The organism is Stutzerimonas stutzeri (genome assembly GCF_051028275.1).
Lineage (GTDB): Bacteria > Pseudomonadota > Gammaproteobacteria > Pseudomonadales > Pseudomonadaceae > Stutzerimonas > Stutzerimonas stutzeri_AS.
This window is the reverse complement of record NZ_CP069269.1, coordinates 3,004,341-3,024,235: the sequence shown is the minus strand read 5'-3', so window position 1 is coordinate 3,024,235 and position 19,895 is coordinate 3,004,341. Positions and strand designations below refer to the sequence as shown.

Below are 19,895 nucleotides of genomic sequence, written 5' to 3'. Positions count from 1 at the left end.
CGCGCCTGAGCGCGCTAGAAGGGGAAGACTTACATGAGCAACCTGAACGTCGAGCGAGTCCTCAGTGTGCATCACTGGAACGACACGCTGTTCAGTTTCAAAACCACCCGCAACCCGGGTCTGCGCTTTGAAAACGGCCAGTTCGTGATGATTGGCCTGGAAGTCGAAGGGCGGCCCCTGATGCGCGCGTACAGCATCGCCAGCCCTAATTACGAAGAGCATCTGGAGTTCTTCAGCATCAAGGTTCCGGATGGTCCGTTGACGTCTCGGCTGCAGCATCTCAAAGAGGGTGACTCGCTGATGGTCAGCCGTAAGCCGACGGGGACGTTGGTGCTGGACGATCTTCTTCCCGCCAAGCATCTGTATCTGCTCAGCACTGGCACCGGCCTGGCGCCGTTCATGAGCGTGATCCAGGATCCGGAAACCTATGAGCGCTTCGAGAAGGTAATCCTGGTTCATGGTGTTCGCTACGTGAACGAGGTGGCGTATCGCGAGTTCATCACCGAGCACCTTCCGCAGAATGAATTCTTTGGCGAAGCGCTCAAGGAAAAGCTGATCTACTATCCGACTGTCACGCGTGAGCCTTTCGAAAATCAGGGCCGTCTGACTGATTTGATGCGCAGCGGCAAGCTGTTCACCGATATCGGTCTGCCGCCAATCAACCCCGAAGATGATCGCGCGATGATATGCGGCAGCCCAAGCATGCTGGCTGAGACCAGCGAGGTGCTGGATAGCTTCGGGCTCAAGGCTTCACCTCGTATGGGTGACCCGGGTCATTATCTGATCGAGCGGGCCTTCGTCGAGAAGTAGCGTTCAGGGAGCAGAGAAGCCGGCTAGCGCGGTGCGCTTGCCGGTTTTTTTTATGGCCGGTTTTTTATAAATAGGCGCTACAACACTTCTTGAATTTTTGATCGCTGCCGCATGGGCAGGGATCGTTGCGACCGGCTTTCAGCGGGACCGTCGGATCGATGAAATACCAGCGCCCTTCATTCTGTACAAAGGCTGAACGCTCGTGCTGCGCATGCTCGCCTGCCACGTCATGCCAGCGCGCTGTAAAGCTCACCAGTGCGTGTTCAGGCTTGCCACCGAGCAGCTGACTGTCTTCCACCTCGAGCCCTAACCAGGTACTGGTCGCGCTCCATTCCTTCATCGCCTGTAGATCCAGAGATTGCTGCTGAGCAGGTAGCGTGGTGTTGCGCAGATAGTCGACAAGCCCAAGCACATAGGCGCTGTAGCGCGACCGCATGAGCTGCTCTGCACTGGGTGCAGGCAAGCCTGCGTGATAGCGGCCGCAGCACTCGGAAAGCCAATTGCCGCTGCCGCATGGGCAGGTTCTCGCTTGAACGGGATCGCTGGTCATCGTCAGTTCACCACCAGTATTTGCCGAACATTTGCGGATTTGCCCAGTACTTTGCATTAAGCCAGTCTGGAACCTGCTTGTAATCAAGGAGGTCGTAGGTGAAGAGAGTCAAGGTCTGTTCGTCGCGTTCGAACCGAGCACTGACCTGCAGCGCTAGGGCGTAGAAATCCGTGGCTTGCCAATCGCAAGCCTGCAGATCAACCAGCACCGCGATGCGGCTGGCATTGAGGTTGCGGATACCCCCAAGCAGTCGCAGGCCTTCTTGCTTTGGCAGATGCTCAAGACAGTCTGCGATAAGCGCCAGATCGTAGCGGCGATTGGCGAGGTCGTCCGGCAGAGGCCCAGTTTCTGCTCGGTTGATTTCGCTGCTTGGGTGGCTACGGCTGAATGCGTCAATCGCAGGAAGGTCACTGCGGCCGATGTGCAGCAAGCGTGCTGGAGAATATTGCTCCAGCAGCGCGGCCAATGTCTGTTGTGGGCTTTGTGATGAGCGAGTGGCGATCACACCGGGATCCTCGTTGTCAGGCGTCAATTACTGCGGATACGCAGCGCTAAGTGGCCTGGCCAAAGCGTAAAGACTAGCGCGGCAGCGCGTGCCGGCCTAGTCTCGTTATAACTGGAGTCGCTCATGCTCGTCCGCATGGCGCTCTGGCCGATCCCACATTAGGAGGCTTCAACGATGAGTAGCTTACGGACAGCAGTACCCGTGATTGCGATGACCACCATTCTGGCCGGCTGCGCCGGCGTGCAGAAAGAAGATTGGCCCAGCTGTGCGGCTGTCGGCGGTGTAACCGGCGCGGCGTTGGGTGCAATCGAAAGCAGCACCTATACCGGCTACGGCGCATTGATCGGTGGCGGCATGGCCGCCGCTTACTGCTGGGCTAACGGCACCGAGCAAGAAACCGTCGCGGTAGCCGAAACGGTCGAGCCTGAACCGATGGCCGAGCCGGAGCCAGAACCGGAACCAGTGCTGGAGGCGGTACGGGTAGAGCTGGACGTGAAATTCGACTTTGACAAGGCTACCGTGCGCCAGGACGCTTACGACGACATCGAAGTGCTTGCTGACTTCATGAAGCAGTACGACCAGACCTCCACCACCGTCGAAGGCCATACTGACTCCATCGGCACCGATGCGTATAACCAGCGTCTGTCGTCGCGTCGTGCTGAGGCTGTGCGTGATGTGCTGGTCGACCGTTACGGTATCGATGCCAATCGTCTCGAAGCCATTGGCTACGGCGAATCGCGTCCGGTCGCTGACAACTCGACCGAGCTGGGGCGCGCCATCAACCGTCGGGTTGAGGCTTCGGTCGAAGCCCGTCCTTAACGGTTAGCTCACAAAAAAACCGGGCATCAGCCCGGTTTTTTTTGCGCGCCTGTCAGAGCATGGGGCGTGCGCTTGCGAGGGCGACTATCCCCAAGCCGAGTAGCAGGTTAACGCCGACCAGCCTGCGAATCTGCCCAAGGGCAGCCCCGCCGTCCGGCCAGTTCTGCGCCGCAACGGCACGTTTGAGCGGCGGCAAATGCAAGAGCTGAATCCGCAGAAAAAGCGCCAGCATCACCACGAACAAGCCAGCCATGATGTGAACGTAGCGCGGTGCAGCGTCCATGTTGCCGAATTTGATATGCCACATGCCGATACCGCTTATCGGCAGAACCAGAAGCGTTATCCAGACCCACAGGAAGAATCGGCGAAACACTTCAACCCAGAGCTTCAGACGCTCGGGTGCCTGAAGTTCCGATACAGCGGCGGGGCGCAACACCATCCAGGCGAAAAACATTCCACCTACCCAAATCACCGCGGCCAGCACATGAAGCGAGTAAAGCACAGCGAAAGGGGTCATCTCTAAATCTCCGGTGGCGGATGGCTGAGTGCGCGTTATCATAGCGACCCTCTCGAAATACTGAAAATATATACAGCCCTAGCGCCCATGCTCAGCACCGAACTCAAGTCCCAGATCCAGGGCGCCTATTCCCGATTTCTTGAAGCCAAGGGCCTCAAGCCCCGCTATGGGCAGCGCCTGATGATTGCCGAAGTCGCGAAGGTTCTGGGCGCGATAGAGGCTGACGAGGAGGGGCGACGTGAGGGCGAGCCTGCAGTAGTGGCGGTGGAGGCGGGGACTGGTACTGGCAAGACCGTGGCCTACAGTCTCGCAGCGATTCCCACCGCCAAAGCGGCCGGCAAACGGCTGGTGATAGCGACCGCGACCGTAGCCCTGCAAGAGCAAATCGTGCACAAGGACCTGCCAGACCTGATGCGCAACAGCGGGCTGAATTTCTCGTTCGCACTTGCCAAGGGCCGCGGCCGTTATCTGTGCTTATCCAAGCTCGACGTGCTGTTGCAGGAGGGGCATGCGCAGAGCGCAACGGCTCAGCTATTCGAGGAGGAAGGGTTTCATCTAGACGTAGACGAGCGTAGCCAGAAGTTGTTTGGCAGCATGATCGAAAAATTGGCCGGGAACCGCTGGGACGGTGATCGCGACAGCTGGCCCGAAGAGCTCGCTGATCCGGACTGGGCACGTTTGACCACCGATCACAGTCAATGCACGGGGCGCCATTGCCCGAATTTCCAGCAGTGCGCTTTCTACAAGGCGCGTGAAGGCATGACCAAGGTAGATGTGATCGTCACCAATCACGACATGGTGCTTGCCGACCTCGCGCTTGGCGGCGGCGCTGTCCTGCCGGATCCGCGCGATACGTTCTATGTCTTTGACGAGGGGCATCATTTGCCCGACAAGGCGATTGGTCATTTCGCTCACTTCACGCGCCTGCGCTCGACTGCAGATTGGCTGGCTCAGGTCGAGAAGAACTTGACCAAGCTCCTGGCACAGCATCCTCTGCCAGGTGATCTGGGGCGCCTCATCGAGGCGGTTCCCGAAATCGCGCGAGACTTGCGTAGCCAGCAGCAATTCATGTTCAGCGCTTGCGAGCAGCTCGCCGACTTCAAGGCGGGCGAGGATATGGAGGGTCGTGAGCGACCAAGGCATCGTTTCGTAGGCGGGATCGTCCCGGAACACTTGATCGAGCTTGGCATCGAGCTGAAAAAGGGCTTCGCCAAACTCACGGACTTGTTGACACGGTTGGCAGAGCTGCTTAAAGAAGCCATGGATGGCGAGGCGGGTGTCGGTATTGCCAGCCATCAGGCGGAAGAATGGTACCCATTGTTCGGTAGCCTGCTGACGCGTGCTCAAGGCAACTGGGAGTTATGGACTGCGTTTACCGTCGACGATCCGGAAGACAGCCCGCCGATGGCGCGCTGGCTGACTCTGGCTGAGGGCGGTGCATTGTTCGATATCGAGGTCAACGCCAGTCCGATTCTTGCGGCCGAAACGTTGCGGCGCAATCTCTGGAACGTCTGCTACGGCGCGCTCGTAACCTCAGCGACGCTAACCGCGCTCAATAGCTTCGATCGCTATCGCATGCGTGCAGGGCTGCCTCGCTGCGCAGTGACGGCAGTCGTACCGAGCCCATTCCACCATGCCGACGCCGGTGTGTTGCGCGTGCCCAATCTCAATGCCGACCCACGTGACGCAACGGCACACACCGCGGCCATCGTTCGCGACTTGCCAACGTTGGTCGAAGGGTCTCGCGGCACCTTGGTCTTGTTCTCGTCGCGCAAGCAGATGCAAGACGTCTTCGATGGGCTGGAGCGAGACTGGCGGCGGCGAGTGCTGATCCAGGGCAACCTGTCCAAGCAGGAGACGCTGAACAAGCACAAGGCGCGGGTCGCCGATGGTGAAGACAGCGTCCTGTTCGGGCTGGCCAGCTTTGCAGAGGGCGTCGACCTGCCTGGCGCCTATTGCGAACACGTGGTGATTGCCAAGATTCCCTTTGCGGTACCGGACGATCCTGTCGAGGCGGCGCTTGCCGAGTGGATCGAAGCGCGTGGCGGTAATCCGTTCATGGAAATCGCCGTGCCGGACGCATCGCTGCGGCTGGTCCAGGCGTGCGGTCGGTTGTTGCGCACCGAAGAGGACCGTGGATTGATCACCCTGCTGGACAGGCGAGTCGTTACTCAGCGCTACGGCAAGGCGATACTCAACGCGCTTCCGCCGTTTCGGCGTGAAATAGGTTAGCGGTCTGGCGCCACGATATGCGTCATCATTCGACACGTTGATAATTCGTTAGCCCAGCATTTCCTCTGTTCCATCGGTGTTGCGCGACGACCACAATGATTCAAACAATGATCGAGAGGGGTATCAACGTGCAGATCCAGGGTTACTTCGATCTACGTTTCGAGGCGGTCAGAGACCAATTCAGCGAGCTGTTCGAGCAGACTCAGCAGCGTGGCGCGGCGCTTTGCGTGAAGATTGCTGGCGAAACGGTCCTGGATCTTTGGGCAGGTGTTGCGGACAACGCAGGTGAGCAACCTTGGGAAACCGATACGCTGGTCAACCTGTTCTCCTGCACCAAGACCTTTGCGGCGGTTGCGGCGTTGCAGTTGGTTGAAGAAGGCAAGCTGCAGCTGGATGAACCTATCGCGCGCATCTGGCCAGAGTTTGCAGCCAACGGAAAGCACGCCATAACTCTGCGGCATGTGCTGAGCCATCAGGCGGGTCTGCCGGCTATTCGCCAGTCGCTGCCGGCAGAAGCCCTGTATGACTGGGATGCGATGACAGCTGCGCTGGCTGCTGAGAGCCCCTGGTGGACGCCTGGTGAAGGCCACGGCTACGCAGCGATTACGTACGGGTGGTTGCTGGGAGAGGTGATTCGGCGTGCCGATGGGCGCGAGCCGGGAGCGGCTATCGTAGCCCGTGTCGCCAGCCCGCTAGGTCTGGATTTCCACCTAGGGTTGGCGGAATCAGAATTTAATCGTGTGGGCTATCTGACCCGGCAGAAAAACAACTTTGGCGACGCGGCCGCCCAGCGATTGTTTCGTGCCATGACCGGTGATCCCGAGTCACTCAGCGCCCGTGCCTTCACCAACCCGCCGTCAGTCATGAACAGTGCCAACAAGCCGGAGTGGCGGCGGATGTCGCAGCCGGCCGCCAACGGACATGGCAACGCTCGAGCCCTTGCCGGTTTCTATGACGGGCTTCTGCAAGGTGACCTGCTTGACCCGGCGCTGCTGACAGAGATGACGCGTGAGCATTGTCTGGGTGAAGACCGTACGCTTCTTACCCGCACACGTTTCGCTCTAGGCTGCTGGCTCGACCAGCCGGACGTCGAGAACGCGACCTTTGGGATGGGGCCGGGCAGCTTTGGCCATCCGGGCGCCGGTGGTTGCATCGGGTTTGCCGATCCGCAACGTGACCTGGCGTTTGGCTTCGTTACCAATACGCTCGGCCCTTATGTGTTGATGGATCCGCGGGCTCAAGCTCTGGCGCGTTCAGTCAGGGCTTGTCTGGACTGAACCGCTCGTCTACTTACGTTGCCAGAACTTTTCATAACAATGACCTGCGTCCACAATTTGATGCAGATCCTTGCTTTAAGCTCTGGACTGCCAGTCAGTGCTCACATTTTCCACACACCTTCTTCGACGAGATCTGCTACATGAACCTGCTGAAAAGCGCCTCTCTGATAGTCTGCATGGCCGTCGCCGGCTGTAGTTCTAAAAGCGAAAAGCCGATCGAAGCGGTCGTGGCGCCTCAGCCGATAATTGACCATGCGTGGCTCGACGATTATGAGCCGCAGTTGCGTGAGGCAGTGAAGAACAGCAGTTTCGAGCTTGAGCGCCGTGATGGATTGTTGGTGGTCACCGCGCCGGTAGATGCTTCATTCAACCCGGATCGTCCGGGCATGCTGCTTCCGAAAACACTGGGCCCGATCAGTCGGGTAGCGAAACTCCTGGAACATGACGAGAAGACGGCAGTGATCATACTCGGGCATGCAGACAGCACTGGCTCGCTCGAACTCAACCGAGACATCAGTCGCAAGCGTGCCGGAGCTGTAGCCGCGATCTTCCGGCTTAGTGGGCTAAAACACGATCGGATGCGTATTCGTGGTTTGGGCCCGGATATGCCGCGTGCGTCCAACGAGCATGAGGAAGGGCGGGCACTGAATCGCCGGGTTGAGATGGTTTTGGCTCCCCAGGCGACACTGCTTTCATTGGTTGCCCAGTACAACAAGGCTCCGGAAGCCTCTGCCCAGGTCGCAGCTGCTGGCGTCACCAAGGCTGAGTGACGCTCGCTTTGCCCCGTGTTGCGCTGAGTCAAGTGGAGATGCAAGGCAGAACGGCTAAGATCTGGTTTCGACTTGTTCAGGAATCCTTGCGATGACTCAGACCCTGGCCGATATGCGCCGCGACTACACACGTGAAGGACTCAGCGAGGCGAATGCACCGGACGAGCCCTTCGGTCTTTTCCGTCGTTGGTTCGATGAGGCTGTTCAGACCGAGCAGCCGCCCGTAGAACCGAACGCCATGACGCTTGCCACTGTTGATGCCGAAGGTCGCCCGCATTGCCGCGTACTTTTGCTCAAGGCGCTGGATGACAGAGGCTTCACCTTCTTCAGTAACTACGACAGTGCAAAAGCCGAGCAGCTTGAGGCCTGTCCATTCGGCGCGATGACGTTTTTCTGGCCGACGCTCGAGCGACAAGTGCGGATCGAGGGGCGGGTCGAGAAGGTCAGTGCTGCCGAATCGAATGCCTATTATCAGGTGCGCCCATTGGGTAGTCGTCTGGGTGCATGGGCGTCACCGCAGAGCCGGGTGATACGCGATCGCGCCGAACTCGAACGGCTGCTCGCGGAAACGGAGCAACGGTTCCTCGACGAGGCCCCACAATGCCCACCGCACTGGGGCGGCTACCGCTTGCTGCCTGAGCGCATAGAATTCTGGCAGGGGCGGCCGAGCCGACTTCACGATCGTCTCAACTTCCGCCGCGTCGCCAGTACGTGGCAGCGTGAGCGTCTCGCTCCCTAGCGATGCGGACTTTCCCATCTTTGCCTACGAGACCGGTAGCTTCCGGTCACTCTCTATGGGCCAGCGTCATAGCGCTGTAGTTCACCTTCCAGCCAGCCTTGTAGTTCCCTTCGCTTCACGTTCAAGGTTTGGGCTGCCGCTAGGCGCTGCAAGATCCATTCGCGCTTGGCGTTGTCGCTTCCGGCCAGCGACAGCGCCAGGTCGCGATCAGCCCAACGCCTGAACTGAAGGAACAACCAGCCATGGAATACGAGTCCGGCAAGGGTGGTTACTGCAACGATGACATAATCCATGTACGGTCTCAGAAACGGCTTGAACAGGCTTCATACATGCGGCAGGGGATCGCCTCGGGTAAAGTACGGTCCTAGTTGGAAGAATGCTGAGTTACGCCGAGGTAATTGCCAAGCGAATCATCGCCGCACCCGGCAGGCCAGCGAATCGGGATAAGCACTCGTTTCCCAGGAGAGTACCTATGCGCAACTCTATCCTTGTTGCTTCGTTTACCGCTGTAGCGCTTGCTGTTGGCGGTTGCACCTCAAACCTTACCGGCGATACTTATTCCCGCGATGAGGCTAGGACCGTTCAAACGGTGCGTTATGGCACCATCGAGTCATTGCGTCCTGTCAAACTGGAGGGGACCAAGACGCCCATTGGCACTGGGGCAGGGGCTGTAGTAGGCGGTATCGCCGGAAGTGGCGTGGGTGGAGGACGCGGCAGTGCGGTTGCGGCAGTCATCGGTGCGCTTGCAGGCGGCATGCTGGGGTCAGCTGCGGAAGAGGGCATCACTCGTGCACAGGGCGTCGAAATCACGGTGCGCGAAGATGACGGCAATATGCGAGCGTACGTCCAAGAGGTTGAGCCTAACCAAGTGTTTAAGGTTGGCCAGCGTGTACGGATCATGACGGTGAACGGCACCAGCCGTGTTGCTCCCTGACCCCATTGGTATTTCCGGCCTTCTAGCGAGGCTGCTTGGTGCCTGATAGGGCGCCGTTCGAGCATAGTTGCAGGGCTGTGTCGTATCGATCGGGTGAATTTGACTAGGCGCTTGGCTTAATGCAGAGGCGTGGCGAGACTGCGGCAGGTGGCAGTCTCGCTACGCCTTTCGTTTTTAGAAATACATCCAACCATGACGGTAGAGCGGCTGGTATGGATAATCCACTGACCTGCCATGCCATTTGGGCCGAAATCTGGCCTATCAAGGAATTTGCTGCCGTGCGCTTTCACGGCTATAGGGGTTTTTGCTCATGGCGCTTGCGCTGATAATCGCTCTGCCATTCCTGGGTATCTGCCTGCCACTGTTGCTTGAGCGTTTTGGGCGGTCTGCCTGTGCCTTTGGTGCGGCGCTGGCGCCACTGATTGCCCTGGTGCTGCTGCTGTCCAAACGCGCTGCGGTTTTTGGTGGCGAAACGGAAATATTTTTCGTGCCCTGGCTCCCTGCTTTGGGTCTGAATCTGAGCCTCCGGCTAGACGGCCTCGGATTCCTTTTCGCCTTGCTGATTCTGGGCATTGGCCTGCTCGTCATTCTCTACGCCCGTTATTACCTGGCTAAAAGCGAGCCCATGGGGCGATTCTTCGGCTTTTTTTTGCTGTTCATGGGCGCCATGCTTGGCGTCGTGCTGGCCGAAAACCTCTTGTTGATGCTGATGTTCTGGGAGCTCACCAGCCTATCCTCATTCTTGCTGATCGGCTTCTGGAGCCATCGTTCTGATGCACGGCAGGGCGCGCGCATGGCGCTCGCGATCACTGGAGGCGGCGGTTTGGCCCTGCTGGCGGGCATTCTGTTGATTGGTCATATCGTTGGTAGCTTCGAGCTCAGCGCCGTGCTCGCATCCGGAGATCTGATTCGCGGGAACGCGCTGTATCCGATCACGTTGATTCTGGTGCTGCTGGGTGTTTTTACCAAGTCGGCGCAATTTCCATTTCATTTCTGGCTGCCACAGGCCATGGCTGCACCTACGCCGGTTTCTGCCTTTTTGCATTCGGCTACCATGGTCAAGGCTGGTGTATTTCTGCTGGCGCGCCTGTACCCGGCGCTGTCGGATTCGGAATGGTGGTTCTACCTGGTCAGCCTGACGGGGCTCTCAACGCTGTTGCTGGGCGCCGTAATGGCACTGTTCCAGCACGACCTCAAAGGTTTGCTGGCCTACTCGACCATCAGCCACCTGGGTCTGATCACACTGTTGTTCGGCCTTGATTCGCGAATGGGCGCAGTGGCCGCCATCTTCCACATCATCAACCATGCGACGTTTAAAGCCTCGTTGTTCATGGCTGCCGGCATCATTGACCATGAAACCGGTACGCGCGATATGCGCCGTGTCAATGGAATGCTCAAGTACATGCCGCATACCGCAGCGCTGGCGATGGTGGCGTCGTTGGCGATGGCGGGCGTCCCTCTGCTCAATGGCTTCTTGAGCAAGGAGATGTTCTTCGCCGAAACGCTCGATCAGCATCTGCTTGGCAGTTTCTACTGGACCATACCCGCTCTGGCGACGTTGGCGAGTGCGTTCTCCGTCGCCTATTCGCTGCGTTTCGTGCATGACGTGTTCTTCAACGGCGAGCCGATCGACCTTCCGAAGTACCCGCCGCATGAGCCGGCGCGTTACATGAAGATTCCGGTCGAAATTCTGGTGCTGCTTTGCCTGCTGGTGGGTACCTTGCCGGCCTATACGGTGGCGCCGTTGCTTGCCGCGGCAGTTGCGGGGAGCCTCCACGGCGATGTGCCTGAATACAGTCTCGCCATATGGCATGGGTTCAACCTGCCGCTCGCGATGAGTTTTGTCGCGCTGGGTGGCGGTCTGCTGATCTATTCGATGCGCAAATGGGCGTTTCGCTGGTACGAAGGGCTGCCGCGAGTCGATTCGCTGGAGGTTTTCTCCAGAGTGGTAAGCGACATCGCCGGTGCGGCATGCTGGATCACCATGCGGCTCGAGACTGGTTCACTGCAGCGCTATCTGGCGCTTATGCTGGCCAGCTCGCTGGTGTTGGTGGTGTATGCGCTGACACCGTTGGAAGCATTGCGTGGCCCGGTTGAACTGACGCCGCTGGATGGCATCACGGTGTTTGGCTTGTTCCTTCTGGGCCTGAGTTCCGTTCTGACGGTCATCTTCCACCGCCGCCGGTTGACGGCGCTGATTGTGCTCAGCGTGGTGGGGCTGATGGTGTCCCTTGCATTCGCACGTTTCTCTGCTCCAGACCTGGCCTTGACTCAGCTGTCAGTCGAGGTAGTGACGATCATCCTGCTGATCCTTGCGCTGTTCTTCATGCCCGACCGCACGCCTGTCGAGTCGAGCAGTTTGCGCAGTTTCCGAGATCTGGTCCTTTCAGCGACGTTCGGCACCATGGTAGCTCTGCTGGCTTATGCTGTGCTGACGCGCCCTTACGACAGTATCGCTTCGTTCTTTCTCGAGAACAGCGTGTCGGGCGGCGGCGGAACCAACGTGGTCAACGTGATTCTGGTCGACTTCCGCGGCTTCGATACCCTGGGCGAGATCGCCGTCCTGGCGATTGCGGCTGTAGGTATCTACGGCTTGCTGCATGGGTTACGCCTACCGCATCCGGTACGTGATTACGGAGGTCGTTTGTGGTCGACGGATCGCCACCCACTGGTACTGGATACTCTCTCACGCGCATTGCTGCCGATGGCTTTGCTGGTCTCGGCGTTCATTTTCCTACGGGGTCACAATCTACCCGGTGGTGGCTTCATTGCGGGTCTGATCACAGCTGTCGCGTTGATCCTTCAATACATCTCGCACGGCGTGGTTTGGGCTCAGAAGCGCCAACCGTTCAGCTACCACGGTATGGCGGGGCTGGGTGTGATGATCGCGGGACTGACAGGTTTGGGTAGCTGGCTATTCGGACGACCGTTCCTGACATCGGCCTTCGATCATTTCCATTTCCCCCTGATCGGGGAGTTCGAACTGGCCACCGCGATGATTTTCGACCTGGGCGTCTACATGACGGTCGTGGGCGCGACCTTGCTCATACTGTCCAACATCGCCCATGTGAGCCAGGACGAGTCGTGCAAGGAGGTCCTCTGATGGAAGCGGTTTTTGCAATAACACTCGGGGTCATGATGACCAGTGGCGTATATCTGTTGCTGCGGGCGCGTATCTTTCCTGTCGTCATGGGGCTGACCCTGATCTCCTATGCGGTCAACCTGTTTATCTTTGCCATGGGTCGTCTGAGCACTGGCGCGCCGGCGGTCATCGGGCGGAGCGCCCAGTATGGCGATCCGCTGCCGCAAGCCTTGGTACTGACGGCAATCGTGATCGGTTTCGCCATGACCGCGTTCGTGGTGATCCTGTCGCTGCGCGGGCTTGGCGAACTACGAACTGATCATGTGGATGGGCGGGAGCCGCGCGAATGAACCATGCGTTGATCCTTCCGATCCTGCTGCCGCTGTTCGCAGGCTGCTTATTACTGGTCGGCCATCGTCGAGAGAGTTCTTTCAAGCGTGTCGTATCGGTTGCCTCGACCTGGCTACTGATGCCGCTCGCGCTTTGGTTGCTCTATCAGGCTGACAGTGGCGTACTGTTGGTCTATCAGCTGGGCGACTGGCCGGCGCCGTTCGGCATCATGTTGCTGCTGGATCGTTTGAGCGCGTTGATGCTACTGGTGACAGCCATCCTCGCCGCGTTTTCCGTGCTCTATGCCATACGCGGCGACGATGAACGCGGCCCCAATTTCCACGCCTTGTTTCAGTTCCAACTCGTAGGCATCAACGGCGCGTTCCTCACTGGTGACCTGTTCAACCTATTCGTGTTTTTCGAAATCCTGCTGATTTCCTCATACGCCTTGCTTGTTCATGGGCACGGATCGAGGCGCGTCAAAGCTGGGATTCACTACGTCGTGTTGAACCTGCTGGGCTCATCGCTGTTCCTGATAGGCGTGAGTATGCTCTATGGCTTGACCGGCACGCTGAACATGGCAGACCTGGCTATTCGGGTGAGTGCTGCCGCTCCCAATGAGGCGCCGCTGTTAGCTGCTGCCGGCTACCTGCTGTTGGTGGTGTTCGCGCTCAAGGCCGCCATTCTACCGCTGTATTTCTGGCTGCCCCGTGCCTACGCCTCTGCTACTGCCCCGGTCGCCGCTCTATTTGCGATCATGACCAAGCTTGGTCTCTACGCAATCGTACGGGTCTTCACGTTGGTATACGGTGCCGAGGCAGGCGTGCTGAACGGCATGGTGCTCGACTGGCTGTGGCCGTTGTCCATGCTTACCCTCGCCGGCGGCGTGCTCGGTGCCTTGGCAGCGCGAAACCTGCAGATCCTGCTGTCCTATCTGGTTGTGGTTTCAGTAGGCACGTTGCTGGCAGGGATCGCACTGGGCACTGTGGAAGGGTTGTCTGCTGCCTTGTATTACCTCATCCACAGTACCCTGGTTGCGGGCGGCCTGTTCCTTTTAGCTGATGTGATTGCAAGGCAGCGGGGCGATACCGCTGCGGAACTGATCACCGCTCCAGCGTTGCGGCAGCCGCTAATGCTTGGCGCATTGTTCTTTGCTGCCGCCATATCAGTGGCCGGCTTGCCGCCGTTTTCCGGTTTTTTAGGGAAAGTGATGCTGCTTCGTGCCGTTCCCCCCGGCATCGATGCGATAGCGCTCTGGCCAGTGGTGTTGATTGGCGGGTTGGGCATGGTCCTGACTCTAGGCCGTGCGGGTAGCATGATCTTCTGGCGTTCGAGCGATGCGGCGAGTGTCGGCAGGCCTGCCGACACCATTCGAGTCGCAGCATGCGTTGGTTTGCTGTTCGGTAGCGTCGTACTGGTTTTAGCCGGTGCGCCGATCCAATCTTATGTGGATGCCGCGGCCAACCAGCTGTTCGACCTCAAGCCTTATTTGCAGATCATTCAGGGGGGTGCCGCTTGAAATCTCGTTTTCTGCCCAACCTGCCATTGACCCTTTTGCTCACGGCATTGTGGCTCTTGCTCAATAACACGATCAGTTTCGGGCACCTTTTGCTCGGGCTTTTTCTCGGCTGGGGCATCCCGCTGCTGGTCAGTGGATTTCTCATCGACATCCCCGCGGTACGCCGGCCGCTCAAGCTCTGTACGTTCATGTTGAAGGTGTTTTACGACATCACAGTCGCCAATCTACATGTGGCGAAGCTGGTGCTGGGCCCGCGTAGCCATTTGCAGCCGGCGTTCATCGAGGTGCCGATGGCAATTGAGCATCCTTTCGTCCTGGCGGTGCTCACCAGCATCATTTCGCTGACGCCCGGGACGGTGTCAGCCTCGTTGCGAGCCGATCACAAGGTGCTGCTTGTTCATGCGCTCGATGCGCCCGATATTGAAGCCATGGTGGCTGAAGTGAAGAACCGTTACGAAGCGCCGCTGTTGGAGATATTCGAATGCTCACATACGTGATCCCCTTGTGTATGGCAATCGTCGGGCTCGCGGCGGCGCTGAATGTGATTCGTCTGATCATGGGGCCGGATATGCCGGATCGGGTTCTGGCCCTCGATACGCTCTATATCAATGCGTTGGCGATGATCGTCCTGTTTGGCATCTGGCTGGCGTCAGACCTGTTTTTCGAAGCTGCTCTACTGATTGCGGTGATGGGCTTCGTCAGTACCGTTGCAGTGGCCAAGCACCTATTGCACGGCGACATTATTGACTAAGGAACACCTATGCCATTCTGGGTCGAGTTGTTAGTGAGTGTTTTTTTGGTAATCGGCAGCCTGTTTGCTTTGGTTGGAGCGTTTGGTCTGTACCGTTTGCCGGATTTCTTCACCCGTCTGCACGGGCCGACCAAGGCCACTACGCTGGGGGTTGGGGGAATCGTAATCGCGTCGATGATCTTCTTTAGCAATCAGGGCGATGGCCTCAGCTTGCACGAGTTGTTGATCACGATGTTCCTGTTCCTGACCGCTCCGGTCAGCGCGCATGTACTCGCCAAGGCCGCGATGCAGCAAAAGCTGCCTCATACGGCCAGGACGCGTGGTAAGCCCTGGGACTGAAAGGGCTTGAGGGCGTAGTCAGCGCTGGCTCGCCCAGTTAGATGACCAGGCTGCTGGGTGAGGGTTGATGCTCATTGTCCTGGGACAACTGCTTGACCAGCGCCTGTTGAAGCTGGATGCAGAGCTGTGGATCCGAGAGCGGCTCATTATCAGCATTGGTTACGAAGAACACGTCTTCGACCCGCTCGCCTAGAGTCGCGATCTTGGCGTTCTGTACCGAAAGATCGAAGTCTAGAAACAGCTGCCCAATGCGCGCCAGCAAGCCCGGTCGGTCGGGCGCAACGACCTCGATGATGGTCTGGGGTCGCTGTGTATCGTTGTGGATGGTGACCTGCGGTGGAAAAGCGAAATGCTTGAGCTGTCGTGGCACCCGCTTCTGGATGATCGTCAGATAATCATCCGGATTGCGGAGTGCAGCGATCAAGCCTTTGCGGATTTCTTCGGTGCGTTCCGCGTCGTTGCCGATCGGGGTGCCGTCGGCATCGAGCACGATATAGGTGTCTAGCGTGAACTGACTGCTCGACGTGATGATGCGAGCGTCATGAATGTTCAGGTTCAACTGATCCATTGCCGCCACTGTAACTGCGAAGAAGTCGTGCTGGTCTGGGGCGTAAATGAAGATCTGCGTGCCGCCCTCGAACTCGCGCTGGGTCGTTTCCTTGATCAGGACCAGAGGGCCGCCATCGCTCGGGTGTTCGATGATGGCTTCCGTGTGCCAGGCAACATCGACGGACGAGTGACGCATGAAATAGTCGTCTCCGAGCTGCGACCAGAGCTGCTCGGCGTCGTCCGGATCGGTTCCGTTGCGCACCAGATTATCCAGTGCGGCGCGCTGGGTCTGTCTGATCTGCTCTTCGCGATCCAGTGGGTTCTCCAGGCCGCGTTTAAGTGCGCGCTTGGTCTCGGTGTAGAGCTGCCGCAACAGGCTTGCTCGCCAGGAGTTCCAGAGAGTGGGGTTGGTTGCATTGATGTCTGCAACGGTCAGGACGTAAAGGTAATCAAGGTGGGTTTCGTCGCCGACCTGTTGAGCGAAGTCATTGATCACCTGCGGGTCTGACAGGTCCTTGCGCTGGGCCGTTGTCGACATTATCAGATGATTCTCGACCAGCCAGACCACCAGTCGTGTATCCCACGCGGGAAGCTTATGGCGTGCACAAAATTCTTGCGCATCCACCGCGCCCAACTCTGAATGATCTCCGCCGCGACCTTTGGCGATGTCATGGTAAAGCCCGGCTATGTAAATGAGCTCGGGTTTCGGTAGCCGCTCCACCAGTTTGCTGGCCAGCGGATATTTCTCGGCTACGCCGGGCTTGCTCAACTTGCGCAGGTACTTGATGACGTTGAGCGTGTGGGCATCGACCGTGTAGATATGAAAAAGGTCATGCTGCATCTGCCCGACGATATGGCCGAACTCCGGAAGGTAGCGACCCAGGATCCCATAGCGGTTCATGCGCCGCAGATTGCGGTGAATGCCTTCCTTGCATTTAAACAATTCGATAAAGAGGCTGGTATTGCGAATGTCGCTGCGGAATTCATCATCAATGAGGTGTCGATGATCGCGCAGAAGGCGAATGGTCTCGGCTCTAACCCCTTGGATATCGGGGTGCTGGGCCAGCAGAACGAAGATTTCCAGGATCGCGAAAGGCCTGCGTTTGAACACGGAATTGTCGGCAACTTCCAGATAGCCGTCACGCAACATAAAACGGCTATTGAGCGATACCGCCGGGCCGCTTTCTCCTTCCCAAAGGATGACTTCCGCGAAGTGCTGGCCTACCAAATCGCTGAGCTCGGAAATACTCATGACAACCCGGTAGTACTTCTGCATGAAGCGCTCGATGGCGAGCTTTGCATCGCTGTCCTCGTAGCCGAGGAGGGCGGCGAGGCTGCGCTGGTGGTCAAACAAAAGCCGGTCTTCTGCGCGCCCTGCAAGCATGTGCAGTCCATAACGGACTCGCCAGATGAATTCTTGCCCGGAGACCAGCAACGAGTATTCGCCTTCGGTCAGAAACCCCTCATCCACGATAGCGCTGAGATTCAGGCTGCCGAACTGACGGCGGGCAATCCATAGGATCGTCTGGATGTCACGAAGGCCGCCGGGTGACCCTTTGACATTGGGTTCCAGGTTGTACTCAGTATTGTTGTACTTGGCGTGGCGGGCAGCTTGCTCGTTACGCTTGGCGAGGAAGAATTCTTTGCTTGGCCACATTTCTGAAGGGCTGGTTACCTTCAGCATGTCTTGGCGCAGGCGCTCGGGGCCGGCTATCGTGCGGCTTTCCATCAGGTTGGTAATGACTGTCAGATCTGCCCGCGCTTCTTCGGCGCATTCCTGCACGGAGCGCACGCTCTGTCCAACCTCAAGGCCGATGTCCCACAACAGCGTAAGAAAGCGCTCGATGGCGTCGCGGAAGATTTCCTGATCGTTGTCATCAAGCAGAATCAGGAGGTCGATATCTGAGTACGGGTGGAGCTCGCCTCGACCATAGCCACCTACCGCAATGAGGGCGATTTCTGCGTCTGCGGTCCAATCGAATCGCTCCCAGGCTGCGCCAAGAATCTGGTCCACGAACCAGGCGCGATCTTCAATCAGCCTGCGAATGTCCTGTCCCGCAAGGAAGCGCGCATCGAGCGCTTCTCTGGCCTTCCGGATCACTTTTTTGAAGGCGGCAATCGGACTGGACTTGAGTGCCAATTCGGCTTGGAATTGGCTACGGTCGAACAGTTCGGGATCAACCTTGGACATATATCGCCCTCCTTCAGTGTGTTGTGATATCAGGGCGATGTGCGGGCTATGGTGTCATCGCTGCGCAACGTCAGAATTTCGTAGCCTTCAGCGGTGACCACGAGTGTATGTTCCCATTGGGCCGATAACTTGCGATCCTTGGTGATCGCTGTCCAGCCATCGCCAAGCAGTCGTGTTTCTGGTCGGCCTTGGTTGATCATCGGCTCAATTGTGAAGGTCATTCCCTCCTTGAGCTCCAGTCCGGTTCCGGCGCGGCCGTAATGAAGCACCTGAGGCTCTTCATGGAAGACCTTGCCGATTCCATGTCCGCAGTACTCACGAACGACTGAAAAGCCATTCTTTTCAGCGTGCTTTTGAATGACCTCGCCTATATCACCGAGCCGAGCGCCAGGACGAACCACTTCGATACCTTTATAGAGACACTCCTGAGTGACCCTGCACAGGCGCTCTGCCCATTCCGCCGCTTTGCCTGCAATGAACATCCTGCTGGTGTCGCCGTGGTAACCATCCTTGATGACCGTGATGTCGATATTGAGGATGTCACCATCTTTCAGCGGCTTGTCGTTGGGGATGCCATGGCAGACGACGTGGTTGATCGATGTGCAGATAGATTTCGGAAAACCCTTGTAGTCAAGCGGCGCGGGTATGGCCTTTTGTGTATTTACAATGTAGTCGTGGCAAATGCGGTCTAGCTCATCGGTGGTTACGCCCGGCTTGACGTGCTCGCTGATCATTTCCAGCACTTCGGCGGCCAGTCGGCCAGCGATGCGCATTTTTTCGATGTCTTCAGGCGTCTTGATTGAAACGGTCATGCAAGTCCTCTTGGCGCCAAGAGGCGCGGGCGAATGATTTCGAGACCTGAATCATAAACCAAAGCGCTGTTGGCCTGCAGTCGGCCCTGCTGCTCGGACGCACGGAGGAGTACGCTTCGAGGTTGTTGTAAAACCAGCCGCGCGCTAGCTTATGACGCTTCTTTGTGCTATAAAACGCGCCGCTTTGCGGGACTACCTGCCGAGCCTTACCCCACACACGTGTCGACACGGTATCCTGGGTGCTCGAAAGAGTTGGATATCGGGACGCGTGGAGGCCTAACCCGACTTATCTGAGGAAGTCTAATGTCTCAAGTCACTATGCGCGATATGCTGAAGGCCGGTGTGCACTTCGGCCACCAGACCCGTTACTGGAACCCGAAGATGGATAAATACATCTTTGGCGCGCGCAACAAGATTCATATCATCAACTTGGAAAAGACCCTGCCGATGTTCAACGACGCCCTGCGTTTCGTTGAAAAACTGGCAGCGGGCAAGAACAAGATTCTGTTCGTCGGTACCAAGCGTTCCGCTGGCAAAATCGTTCGCGAAGAGGCTGCTCGTTGTGGCTCGCCGTACGTCGATCATCGCTGGTTGGGCGGCATGCTGACCAACTACAAGACCATCCGCGCCTCGATCAAGCGTCTGCGTGAGCTGGAAACCCAGTCTCAGGACGGCACCTTCGAGAAGCTGACCAAGAAAGAAGCGCTGATGCGCAGTCGTGATCTGGAAAAGCTGGATCGCAGTCTGGGTGGTATCAAGGATATGGGCGGTCTGCCGGATGCGATGTTCGTGGTAGACGTCGATCACGAGCGCATTGCCATCTCTGAAGCCAACAAGCTGGGCATTCCGGTTATCGGTATTGTCGATACCAACAGCAGCCCGGAAGGCGTCGACTACATCATCCCCGGTAATGATGATGCCATCCGCGCCGTGCAACTCTATCTGAGCTCTATGGCTGACGCTGTACTGCGTGGTCGTCAGAACACCGCTGGCGGTGCTGATGAGTTTGTTGAAGAAGCAGCTGCCGAGGCCGCTCAAGGCTGAGTGCTTCTGTCGCCTAGCTGATACCCGTTGAACAGAAAGGGGGCTATGCCCCCTTTTTGCCAATTCCGAATTGATCGGCCGCTTCATGCGGTGATGATCGACAATCGAATCGAGAGGACTTGCGA

Annotated in this window: 20 protein-coding genes; 14 read left to right on the top strand and 6 right to left on the bottom strand. The window is 58.0% G+C overall.

Features of this window, described 5'->3' with window-relative positions:
- The first annotated feature begins 33 nt into the window (after positions 1–33).
- Complete coding sequence (gene fpr, locus JQR87_RS13960) at positions 34–810, top strand: ferredoxin-NADP reductase (protein ID WP_407296092.1); 777 nt, start codon at positions 34–36, stop codon at positions 808–810.
- A gap of 64 nt (positions 811–874) precedes the next feature.
- Here the strand turns inward: fpr and JQR87_RS13955 are convergent, their stop codons facing one another.
- Together JQR87_RS13955 and JQR87_RS13950 are read right to left on the bottom strand one after the other, a co-directional pair.
- Positions 875–1,360 carry a YchJ family protein gene (locus tag JQR87_RS13955; RefSeq protein WP_407296095.1) on the bottom strand — a complete coding sequence of 162 codons (486 nt, stop codon included), beginning with the start codon at positions 1,358–1,360 and terminating at the stop codon, positions 875–877.
- Between the two features lie 7 nt (positions 1,361–1,367).
- Positions 1,368–1,865 carry a DUF6231 family protein gene (locus tag JQR87_RS13950; RefSeq protein ID WP_407296098.1) on the bottom strand — a complete coding sequence of 166 codons (498 nt, stop codon included), beginning with the start codon at positions 1,863–1,865 and terminating at the stop codon, positions 1,368–1,370.
- 210 nt (positions 1,866–2,075) lie between these two features.
- On the opposite strand from JQR87_RS13950, the gene JQR87_RS13945 reads away from it, so the two are divergent.
- Complete coding sequence (locus JQR87_RS13945; RefSeq protein ID WP_407297688.1) at positions 2,076–2,684, top strand: OmpA family protein; 609 nt, start codon at positions 2,076–2,078, stop codon at positions 2,682–2,684.
- Between the two features lie 52 nt (positions 2,685–2,736).
- Here JQR87_RS13945 and JQR87_RS13940 read toward each other — a convergent pair whose 3' ends face one another.
- The gene (locus tag JQR87_RS13940; protein ID WP_407296101.1) at positions 2,737–3,201 is read right to left on the bottom strand and encodes a CopD family protein; all 465 of its coding nucleotides are present in this window, start codon (positions 3,199–3,201) and stop codon (positions 2,737–2,739) included.
- Between the two features lie 87 nt (positions 3,202–3,288).
- Here JQR87_RS13940 and dinG point away from each other — a divergent pair, with 87 nt between their 5' ends.
- The 4 genes from dinG to pdxH all read left to right on the top strand — a co-directional run bounded on the left by dinG (position 3,289) and on the right by pdxH (position 8,219).
- The gene (gene dinG / locus JQR87_RS13935; RefSeq protein WP_407296103.1) at positions 3,289–5,433 is read left to right on the top strand and encodes an ATP-dependent DNA helicase DinG; all 2,145 of its coding nucleotides are present in this window, start codon (positions 3,289–3,291) and stop codon (positions 5,431–5,433) included.
- A 128-nt stretch (positions 5,434–5,561) separates the two neighbouring features.
- Positions 5,562–6,710 carry a serine hydrolase domain-containing protein gene (locus tag JQR87_RS13930; RefSeq protein ID WP_407297690.1) on the top strand — a complete coding sequence of 383 codons (1,149 nt, stop codon included), beginning with the start codon at positions 5,562–5,564 and terminating at the stop codon, positions 6,708–6,710.
- A 140-nt stretch (positions 6,711–6,850) separates the two neighbouring features.
- Entirely contained in the window at positions 6,851–7,480 is a 630-nt protein-coding gene (locus tag JQR87_RS13925; protein ID WP_407296106.1) for an OmpA family protein, read from the top strand.
- Positions 7,481–7,571: 91 nt separating this feature from the next.
- A complete protein-coding gene (pdxH, locus tag JQR87_RS13920) occupies positions 7,572–8,219 on the top strand; it encodes a pyridoxamine 5'-phosphate oxidase (protein ID WP_407296108.1) in 648 nt (215 codons plus the stop codon).
- A 53-nt stretch (positions 8,220–8,272) separates the two neighbouring features.
- Here the strand turns inward: pdxH and JQR87_RS13915 are convergent, their stop codons facing one another.
- Positions 8,273–8,512, bottom strand: coding sequence for a hypothetical protein (locus JQR87_RS13915; protein WP_407296112.1), 240 nt, complete (start codon positions 8,510–8,512; stop codon positions 8,273–8,275).
- 179 nt (positions 8,513–8,691) lie between these two features.
- Between JQR87_RS13915 and JQR87_RS13910 the strand changes: the two genes are divergently transcribed.
- From JQR87_RS13910 to JQR87_RS13880, 7 genes are all read left to right on the top strand, one after another.
- A complete protein-coding gene (locus JQR87_RS13910; RefSeq protein ID WP_407296114.1) occupies positions 8,692–9,153 on the top strand; it encodes a glycine zipper 2TM domain-containing protein in 462 nt (153 codons plus the stop codon).
- A gap of 310 nt (positions 9,154–9,463) precedes the next feature.
- Complete coding sequence (locus JQR87_RS13905; protein WP_407296117.1) at positions 9,464–12,256, top strand: monovalent cation/H+ antiporter subunit A; 2,793 nt, start codon at positions 9,464–9,466, stop codon at positions 12,254–12,256.
- The gene (locus tag JQR87_RS13900; RefSeq protein ID WP_407296120.1) at positions 12,256–12,585 is read left to right on the top strand and encodes a Na+/H+ antiporter subunit C; all 330 of its coding nucleotides are present in this window, start codon (positions 12,256–12,258) and stop codon (positions 12,583–12,585) included. The genes JQR87_RS13905 and JQR87_RS13900 overlap by 1 nt, the downstream gene beginning before the upstream one ends.
- On the top strand, positions 12,582–14,084 hold the full coding sequence (locus JQR87_RS13895; RefSeq protein ID WP_407296121.1) for a monovalent cation/H+ antiporter subunit D: 1,503 nt from the start codon (positions 12,582–12,584) through the stop codon (positions 14,082–14,084). Before JQR87_RS13900 ends, JQR87_RS13895 begins: the two co-directional genes overlap by 4 nt.
- The gene (locus JQR87_RS13890) at positions 14,081–14,581 is read left to right on the top strand and encodes a Na+/H+ antiporter subunit E (protein WP_407296123.1); all 501 of its coding nucleotides are present in this window, start codon (positions 14,081–14,083) and stop codon (positions 14,579–14,581) included. Before JQR87_RS13895 ends, JQR87_RS13890 begins: the two co-directional genes overlap by 4 nt.
- Complete coding sequence (locus JQR87_RS13885) at positions 14,566–14,835, top strand: K+/H+ antiporter subunit F (RefSeq protein WP_407296126.1); 270 nt, start codon at positions 14,566–14,568, stop codon at positions 14,833–14,835. Before JQR87_RS13890 ends, JQR87_RS13885 begins: the two co-directional genes overlap by 16 nt.
- Positions 14,836–14,844: 9 nt before the next feature.
- Complete coding sequence (locus tag JQR87_RS13880; protein WP_407296127.1) at positions 14,845–15,174, top strand: Na+/H+ antiporter subunit G; 330 nt, start codon at positions 14,845–14,847, stop codon at positions 15,172–15,174.
- Between the two features lie 37 nt (positions 15,175–15,211).
- Here JQR87_RS13880 and JQR87_RS13875 read toward each other — a convergent pair whose 3' ends face one another.
- Together JQR87_RS13875 and map are read right to left on the bottom strand one after the other, a co-directional pair.
- On the bottom strand, positions 15,212–17,914 hold the full coding sequence (locus JQR87_RS13875; protein ID WP_407296128.1) for a [protein-PII] uridylyltransferase: 2,703 nt from the start codon (positions 17,912–17,914) through the stop codon (positions 15,212–15,214).
- A 29-nt stretch (positions 17,915–17,943) separates the two neighbouring features.
- Positions 17,944–18,726 (bottom strand): type I methionyl aminopeptidase, encoded by a 783-nt coding sequence (map, locus tag JQR87_RS13870; protein WP_407296129.1) that lies wholly within the window; start codon positions 18,724–18,726, stop codon positions 17,944–17,946.
- Between the two features lie 303 nt (positions 18,727–19,029).
- Between map and rpsB the strand changes: the two genes are divergently transcribed.
- Positions 19,030–19,770 carry a 30S ribosomal protein S2 gene (rpsB, locus tag JQR87_RS13865; RefSeq protein ID WP_407296132.1) on the top strand — a complete coding sequence of 247 codons (741 nt, stop codon included), beginning with the start codon at positions 19,030–19,032 and terminating at the stop codon, positions 19,768–19,770.
- The last annotated feature ends 125 nt before the right edge of the window (positions 19,771–19,895 follow it).